Origin of the sequence: Cupriavidus sp. HMR-1 (assembly GCF_000319775.1) — a bacterium.
In the GTDB taxonomy this organism is placed as follows: domain Bacteria; phylum Pseudomonadota; class Gammaproteobacteria; order Burkholderiales; family Burkholderiaceae; genus Cupriavidus; species Cupriavidus metallidurans.
In genome coordinates this window covers 1-6,682 of record NZ_ANKP01000193.1, presented here as the reverse complement: position 1 = coordinate 6,682, position 6,682 = coordinate 1, and the positions used below count along the sequence as shown (strand labels likewise).

The following is a 6,682-nucleotide window of genomic DNA, read 5'->3' as shown; positions in this document are numbered from 1 at the left end:
CACCGCCGCTGCCGCCACCGGCACCGCCGGCCTGATCGTGCCGGCCACGGCACGCGCCGCGGCCGAGTATCCCGAACGTCCCATCACCTTCATCTGCCCGTGGCCCGTCGGCGGCACGGCGGACCAGTCGATGCGTGCGCTTTGCCAGGTGGCGTCCGGCATCCTCAAGCAGTCGATCGTGGTGGAAAACCGCGCCGGCGCGTCGGGCATGATTGGCACCAAGGCGCTGGCCCGTGCCACGCCCGACGGCTACACGATCGGCCAGATTCCGATCTCGGTCACGCGCTTCTCGCAACTCGGGCTTCTGCAACTCGACCCGCGCACCGAACTGACCTATCTGGCGCGGACTTCCGGCCAGACATTCGGCATCGCCGTGCCGACGAACTCGCGCTTCAAGACGCTGGCCGACGTGATTGCCGAAGCCAAGGCACGCCCGGGCCACGTCACCTACGCGCACGCCGGCATTGGTGGCGCCACGCACGTGGGCATGGAGCAATTCGCCATGGTCGCGGGCGTCAAGTTCAACGCCATCGCCTACAAGGGCGGCTCCGCAGCCCTGCAGGACGTGCTGGCCGGGCAGGTGGACCTGCTGGCCGACTCCAGCTCGTGGGCGCCGCACGTGGAAGCCGGCAAGGCACGACTGCTGGCCACCTGGGGCGAGCAGCGCACGCCGCGCTTCAAGGACACGCCCACGCTCAAGGAGCTTGGCTACAACGTCGTGGTGGAAGCGCCCAACGGCATCGGCGCGCCCAAGGGGCTGCCGCCTGCCGTGGAAATGAAGCTGCGCGAGGCCTTCCGCGCGGCCGTGGCCAGCACCGAATTCAAGTCGGTGGCCGCACGCATCGACGCGCCGGTAATGTACCTGGACGGCCCCGACTACAAGAAGTACGTAGCCACCGTCTATGACCAGGAAACCCAACTGATCCAGCGCCTGAAGCTCAAGGAAATGCTGCAACAGGGCTGATCGAAGCAAAACCATCGTGACCTCAAACCCCGTCATTCGCCTGCACGCCAACGACAACGTCCTGATCGCCCGTGGCGACCTGACGCTGGGCCAGCATCTGCCGGACCTCGACTTGCGCGTGCGCGCGCAGGTCCCCGCCGGCCACAAGATTGCCGCGCGCGCGATTGCGCGCGGCGAACAGGTACGCAAGTACGACACCGTCATCGGCGTAGCCGACCGCGATATCGGCCCGGGCGACCACGTGCATAGCCACAACCTCCGGCTGGTGGACTTCTATCGCGACCCGTCCTTCTGCAGCGACGTCCGCCCGATCGACTACGTGCCCGAAGCCGAACGCGCCACATTCATGGGCTATGCGCGTCCCGACGGGCGCGTGGGCACGCGCAACTTCATCGGCATCCTGTCATCGGTGAACTGTTCGGCCACGGTGATCAAGCACATTGCCGCGCACTTCACGCCCGAGCGTCTGGCCGCCTACCCCAATGTCGATGGCGTGGTGGCGTTCGCGCAGAGCAGCGGTTGCGGCATGTCGTCACCGAGCGAGCACTTCGATCTGCTGCGCCGCACGCTGGCCGGCTACGCGCGCCATGCGAATCTTGCCGGCGTGCTGATCGTCGGCCTGGGCTGCGAGCGCAACCAGGTGGCCTCGCTGGTGGAATCGCAAGGACTGGTCCCCGGAGAGAACCTCCATACGCTGGTCATGCAGGACACCGGCGGTACCCGGGCAACCATCGCGGCAGGCGTACACGCCGTGGAGCGGATGCTGCCCGCCGCCAACGCCTTCACGCGGCAGCGTGTCAGCGCCAGCCACCTCAAGATCGGCCTGGAATGCGGCGGCTCGGATGGCTTCTCGGGCATCACCGCGAACCCCGCGCTCGGCGCGGCGATGGACATCCTGGTGCGACACGGCGGCACGGCAATCCTGTCGGAGACGCCCGAAATCCACGGCGTGGAATACATGCTGACGCGCCGCGCGGTCACGCCCGAGGTCGGCCAGAAACTGCTGGACCGACTGGCCTGGTGGGAACGCTATACGGCCGGGCAGAACGCGCAGTTCAACGGCGTGGTGGGTCACGGCAACCAGCAGGGCGGACTGGCCAATATCTTCGAGAAATCGCTCGGCTCGGCCATGAAAGGCGGCACTACGCCGCTGCAGGCTGTCTACGAGTACGCGGAGCCGATCGACACGGCCGGCTTCGTGTTCATGGATTCACCCGGCTACGACCCCGTGGCCGCCACCGGCCAGATCGCCAGCGGCGCCAACCTGATCTGCTTCACTACGGGGCGCGGCTCGATGTTCGGGTCCAAACCCGCGCCGACGATCAAGCTGGCGTCGAACTCGCCCATGTACCGGCGGCTCGAGGAAGACATGGATATCAATTGTGGTCTGGTGCTCGACGGCGAGCTCAGCGTGGCGCAGATGGGCGAACGGATTTTCGAACACATCCTGCGTGCCGCGTCGGGCGAGCCCACCAAGAGCGAGTTGCTTGGGCTTGGTGACCATGAATTCGTGCCCTGGCATGTGGGGATCGTGAGCTAGCGCCTTTGGTGCTTCCTACGTTAGCCCTCTCCCCCCGCCGCGCCAGACATCACCCACTTCCCTATGCTGACCACCCTCGCCAACCCTGACCTCCTCCGCACCCGGAACCTGATCGCCCAGCACTGGTGCGACGCCCACGTCCGGCTACCGGTCACCGACCCCGCCACCGGTCACGTCATTGCCGAAGTGCCCGATAGCAATGCCGCCGACGCGCAGCGCGCCGCCGATGCGGCCGCAGCGGCGTTCCCGGACTGGAGCCGCCGCACCGCCCGCGAACGCGCGCAACTGATCAAGCGCTGGCACGCGCTGATCCTCGCTCACGAGCAGGACCTGGCGCGCATCATCTCCGCCGAGCAGGGCAAGCCGATGCACGAGAGCCTGGGCGAAGTCCGCTATGGCGCGTCGTACGTCGAATGGTTTGCCGAAGAAGCCACGCGCATCTGCGGCGATGTGGTGGCCGAAGCGGTGCCGGGCCGCAAGATGATCGTGCTGAAGGAACCCGTGGGCGTGGTGGCCGCCATCACGCCGTGGAACTTTCCGCTGGCGATGATCGCGCGCAAGATCGCGCCGGCGCTGGCCGCTGGCTGCACCGTGGTGGCCAAGCCGGCCGAGGACACACCACTGACCGCCCTCGCCCTCGTATGGCTCGCGCAGCAGGCAGGGCTGCCGCCGGGCGTGCTCAATATCGTCACCGCCTCCCGCGCCAACACGCCGGCCGTCGTCGATGCCTGGCTGGCCGATCCGCGCGTGCGCAAGATCACGTTCACCGGCTCCACGCCGGTCGGCAAGCATCTGGCGCGCGAATCGGCCGGCACGCTCAAGAAGCTGTCGCTCGAACTCGGCGGCAACGCGCCGTTCATCGTGTTCGACGATGCCGATCTCGACGCCGCCGTCGATGGCCTGATGGCTGCCAAGTTCCGCAACGGCGGCCAGACCTGCGTGTGCCCGAACCGCGTCTATGTCCAGGATGGCGTGCATGACGCGTTCGTCGAACGGCTGGCGGCACGCGTGGCCGCATTGCACGTGGGGCCCGCCACCGAGTCCGCCGCGCAGATCGGCCCGATGATCAACGCACGTGCCGTCGACAAGATCGACCGCCACGTGCGCGACGCCGTCGACAAGGGCGCCCGCGTGGTGACCGGCGGAGAGCGCGTGCGTACCGGCGACGGCCCGCACTACTACGCGCCCACCGTGCTGGTGGATGCCACGCCGGCCATGGCGCTGGCGCACGAGGAAACGTTCGGCCCGGTGGCGCCGGTGTTCCGCTTCCGGCACGAAGACGAGGTCGTGCGCCACGCCAACGACACCCCGTTCGGCCTGGCCGCGTACTTCTATTCGAACGACGTGCGCCGCATCTGGCGCGTGGCGCAGGCGCTGGAGACCGGCATCGTCGGCATCAATGAGGGGGCGCTGGCCTCGGAGGCCGCCCCGTTCGGCGGTGTCAAGGAATCCGGCTACGGGCGCGAGGGTTCGCGCCACGGGCTTGACGATTACATGCATACCAAGTATCTCTGCCAGGGCCAATTGCTCTGAAATCCGTCTGACAACCAAGGCCCGACAGGAGACATCATGCCCGCACACAACCCGTTCAAGGCCGCGCTGGCCGCGCGCCAGGCGCAAATCGGACTCTGGATGTCCGGCGCCGCGCCCTATTTCGCCGAAGTCACGGCCACGGCCGGCTTCGACTGGCTGCTGATCGACGGGGAGCACGCGCCCAACGACGTACGCACGATCCTGCAGACGCTGCAGGTGCTCGGCCCCTATCGCTCGCAGCCGGTGGTGCGCGCCGTCGCCGGCGAGACCGCGCTGATCAAGCAACTGCTCGATATCGGCGCGCGCACGCTGCTGGTGCCGATGGTCGACACCGCCGAGCAGGCAGCCGAACTGGTACGCGCCACGCGCTACCCGCCGTTCGGCGTGCGCGGCGTGGGCAGCGCGGTGGCCCGCGTGTCGCAATGGAGCGCGCGCACCGACTACCTTGACGTGGCCGACGACGAGGTCTGCCTGCTGGTGCAGGCCGAGACCGTGACCGCCATGCAGAACCTGGAAGCGATCTGCGCCGTCGATGGCGTCGACGGTGTGTTCATCGGCCCGGCCGATCTGGCGGCATCGATGGGCCATCGCGGCAAACCCGGCCACCCGGACGTGCAGGCCCAGATCGAGACCGCCATGCGCACCATCGTCGCCAGCGGCAAGGCCGCCGGCACGCTGACTTCAGACCCTGCCCTGGCACGCCGATATCTCGAACTCGGCTGCACGTTCGTCGCCACCGGCGTGGACGTGCTGGTGTACGCCAGCGCGGCCCGCAAGCTGGCCGCCGAATTCCTGCCCGACCGCGCCGGCCAGATCAGCGCGCCGGGCGCCGCCTACTGATTCGCACGATGACCGCCCTGCCCTCCCAAGACGTTCTGCTTCAGGCCATGCAGGCCATTGTCGGCCCGCATGGCTGCCTGACCGCCGCAGCCGATACCGAACCGTTTGTCACCGACTACCGGCGCATCTACGTCGGCAAGTCGCCCGTCGTGGTCATGCCGTCGACCACCGAACAGGTCAGCCAGGTGATGACCTGGTGCTACCAGCACGACGTGCCGGTAGTGCCGCAAGGCGGCAACACCTCGCTGATGGGTGGTGCGGTGCCCGACGACAGCGGCACGGCCGTAGTCATCAGCCTGCGCAAGATGCATCGCGTGCTGGCGATCGACACCGTCAACGATACGATGACCGTCGAAGCCGGCGTCACGCTCTCCGCCGCGCGGCAGGCCGCCGAGGACAGCAAGCGCCTGTTCCCGCTGCGCATCGGCTCCGAGGGCTCGTGCCAGATCGGCGGCAACCTGTCCACCAATGCGGGCGGCACGGCGGTGCTGCGCTACGGCAACATGCGCGATCTGGTGCTTGGCATCGAAGCGGTGCTGCCCGATGGTCGCGTGTTCTCGTCGCTGCGCGGCCTGCGCAAGGACAACACCGGCTACGACCTCAAGCACCTGTTCATCGGCGCGGAAGGCACGCTCGGCATCATCACGGGTGCGGTACTCAAGCTGATGCCGCAGCCGCGCTCGTCGGCCGTGGCATTCGTGGCCGTGCAAAGCCCCGAGGCAGCCGTGAAGCTGCTGGGCGAAGCGCGGGCGCTGTCCGGCCAGGCCGTGACGGCCTTCGAACTAATCTCGGCGCCGGCGCTGGACCTCGTGCTCGAATATCTCGGCAACGAACCGTCGCCGCTGGAAGGCCGGCATGACTGGATGGTGCTGATCGAACTGACATCGGGCGCCGACGAGGAAAGCCTGAACACGACGCTGATGGAGATCCTGGAAGCCGGCCTCGGCCAGGGATGGGTGGTGGATGCGGCCGTGGCGTCGAGCCTGACCGACGCGCAGAAATTCTGGCGCATCCGCGAGGAGATCTCCGACGCCCAGACGCGCACCGGCGGCAGCATCAAGTGCGATATCTCGGTACCGGTATCGCGTATCGCGGACTTCATCGGCAAGGCTTCCGCAGGCGTGCTGGCACTGGAGCCGGCCACGCGGATGGTGATCTACGGGCACATGGGCGATGGCAACGTGCACTTCAACCCGCTGCGGCCGAAGGATCGCCCGGCCAGGGACTTCCTGGCCCAGTGGTACAAGCCCGTATCCGATCTGGTCGATGGTCTCGCGCACGCGGAGAACGGCTCGATCTCGGCCGAGCACGGCATTGGTGTGGCCAAGCGCGACGACCTGACGCGCTACAAGTCCACGGTGGAGCTGGAGCTGATGTGGCAGGTCAAACGCGCGCTCGATCCGAAGAACCTGCTGAACCCGGGACGGGTGCTGCCACGGATCGCTGGGCCCGCTGACTGAGCCAGACCCCGCCGAGCACGAGCACCATGCCTGCGAGCTGTGCCGTGCTCAGCGTCTGACCCAGCGCGATCCAGCCGAGCACCACCGCCGTCAGCGGACTCAGGAACCCCAGCGTGGCTACGGCGCCCGGCCCCAACCGGGCAATGCCGCGGAACCACAGCACGTAGGTCAGCGCCGCCCCGATCAGGCTGAGCCATGCCATGCCAAGCACGTTCGGCAGGGTCAGCGCCGGCAGCGGCGGCTCCAGCCACCACGCGAACGGTACCAGCAGCAGGCCGCCCGCCGTCAGTTGCCAGGCCGTGAACGTCAACGCCGGCACGGGTGGCTGCCAGCGGCGCGTCAGCA

6 protein-coding genes are annotated in these 6,682 nt (G+C 67.9%); 5 read left to right on the top strand and 1 reads right to left on the bottom strand.

Going from position 1 to position 6,682, the window contains the following annotated elements; translation table 11 throughout:
- From D769_RS20050 to D769_RS20030, 5 genes are all read left to right on the top strand, one after another.
- On the top strand, positions 1-964 hold a 964-nt coding region (locus D769_RS20050), incomplete at its 5' end, for a tripartite tricarboxylate transporter substrate binding protein (RefSeq protein WP_008648859.1).
- A gap of 16 nt (positions 965-980) precedes the next feature.
- Positions 981-2,504 carry an altronate dehydratase family protein gene (locus tag D769_RS20045; RefSeq protein ID WP_008648856.1) on the top strand — a complete coding sequence of 508 codons (1,524 nt, stop codon included), beginning with the start codon at positions 981-983 and terminating at the stop codon, positions 2,502-2,504.
- A 63-nt stretch (positions 2,505-2,567) separates the two neighbouring features.
- Positions 2,568-4,037, top strand: coding sequence for an NAD-dependent succinate-semialdehyde dehydrogenase (locus tag D769_RS20040; RefSeq protein ID WP_008648855.1), 1,470 nt, complete (start codon positions 2,568-2,570; stop codon positions 4,035-4,037).
- Between the two features lie 36 nt (positions 4,038-4,073).
- Positions 4,074-4,877, top strand: coding sequence for a 4-hydroxy-2-oxoheptanedioate aldolase (gene hpaI / locus D769_RS20035; RefSeq protein ID WP_008648853.1), 804 nt, complete (start codon positions 4,074-4,076; stop codon positions 4,875-4,877).
- 8 nt (positions 4,878-4,885) lie between these two features.
- The gene (locus tag D769_RS20030; protein ID WP_008648851.1) at positions 4,886-6,337 is read left to right on the top strand and encodes an FAD-binding oxidoreductase; all 1,452 of its coding nucleotides are present in this window, start codon (positions 4,886-4,888) and stop codon (positions 6,335-6,337) included.
- Here the strand turns inward: D769_RS20030 and D769_RS20025 are convergent.
- Positions 6,261-6,682, bottom strand: a 422-nt coding sequence (locus D769_RS20025) for an EamA family transporter (RefSeq protein WP_040011155.1), incomplete at its 5' end; no start/stop codon positions are given. The two genes, D769_RS20030 and D769_RS20025, sit on opposite strands and share 77 nt — an antisense overlap.

Coding starts and splice junctions, on each gene's coding strand:
- D769_RS20040 (WP_008648855.1), top strand. CDS start 2,568: ATGCTGACCACCCTCGCCAACCCTGACCTCCTCCGCACCCGGAACCTG.
- hpaI (WP_008648853.1), top strand. CDS start 4,074: ATGCCCGCACACAACCCGTTCAAGGCCGCGCTGGCCGCGCGCCAGGCG.
- D769_RS20030 (WP_008648851.1), top strand. CDS start 4,886: ATGACCGCCCTGCCCTCCCAAGACGTTCTGCTTCAGGCCATGCAGGCC.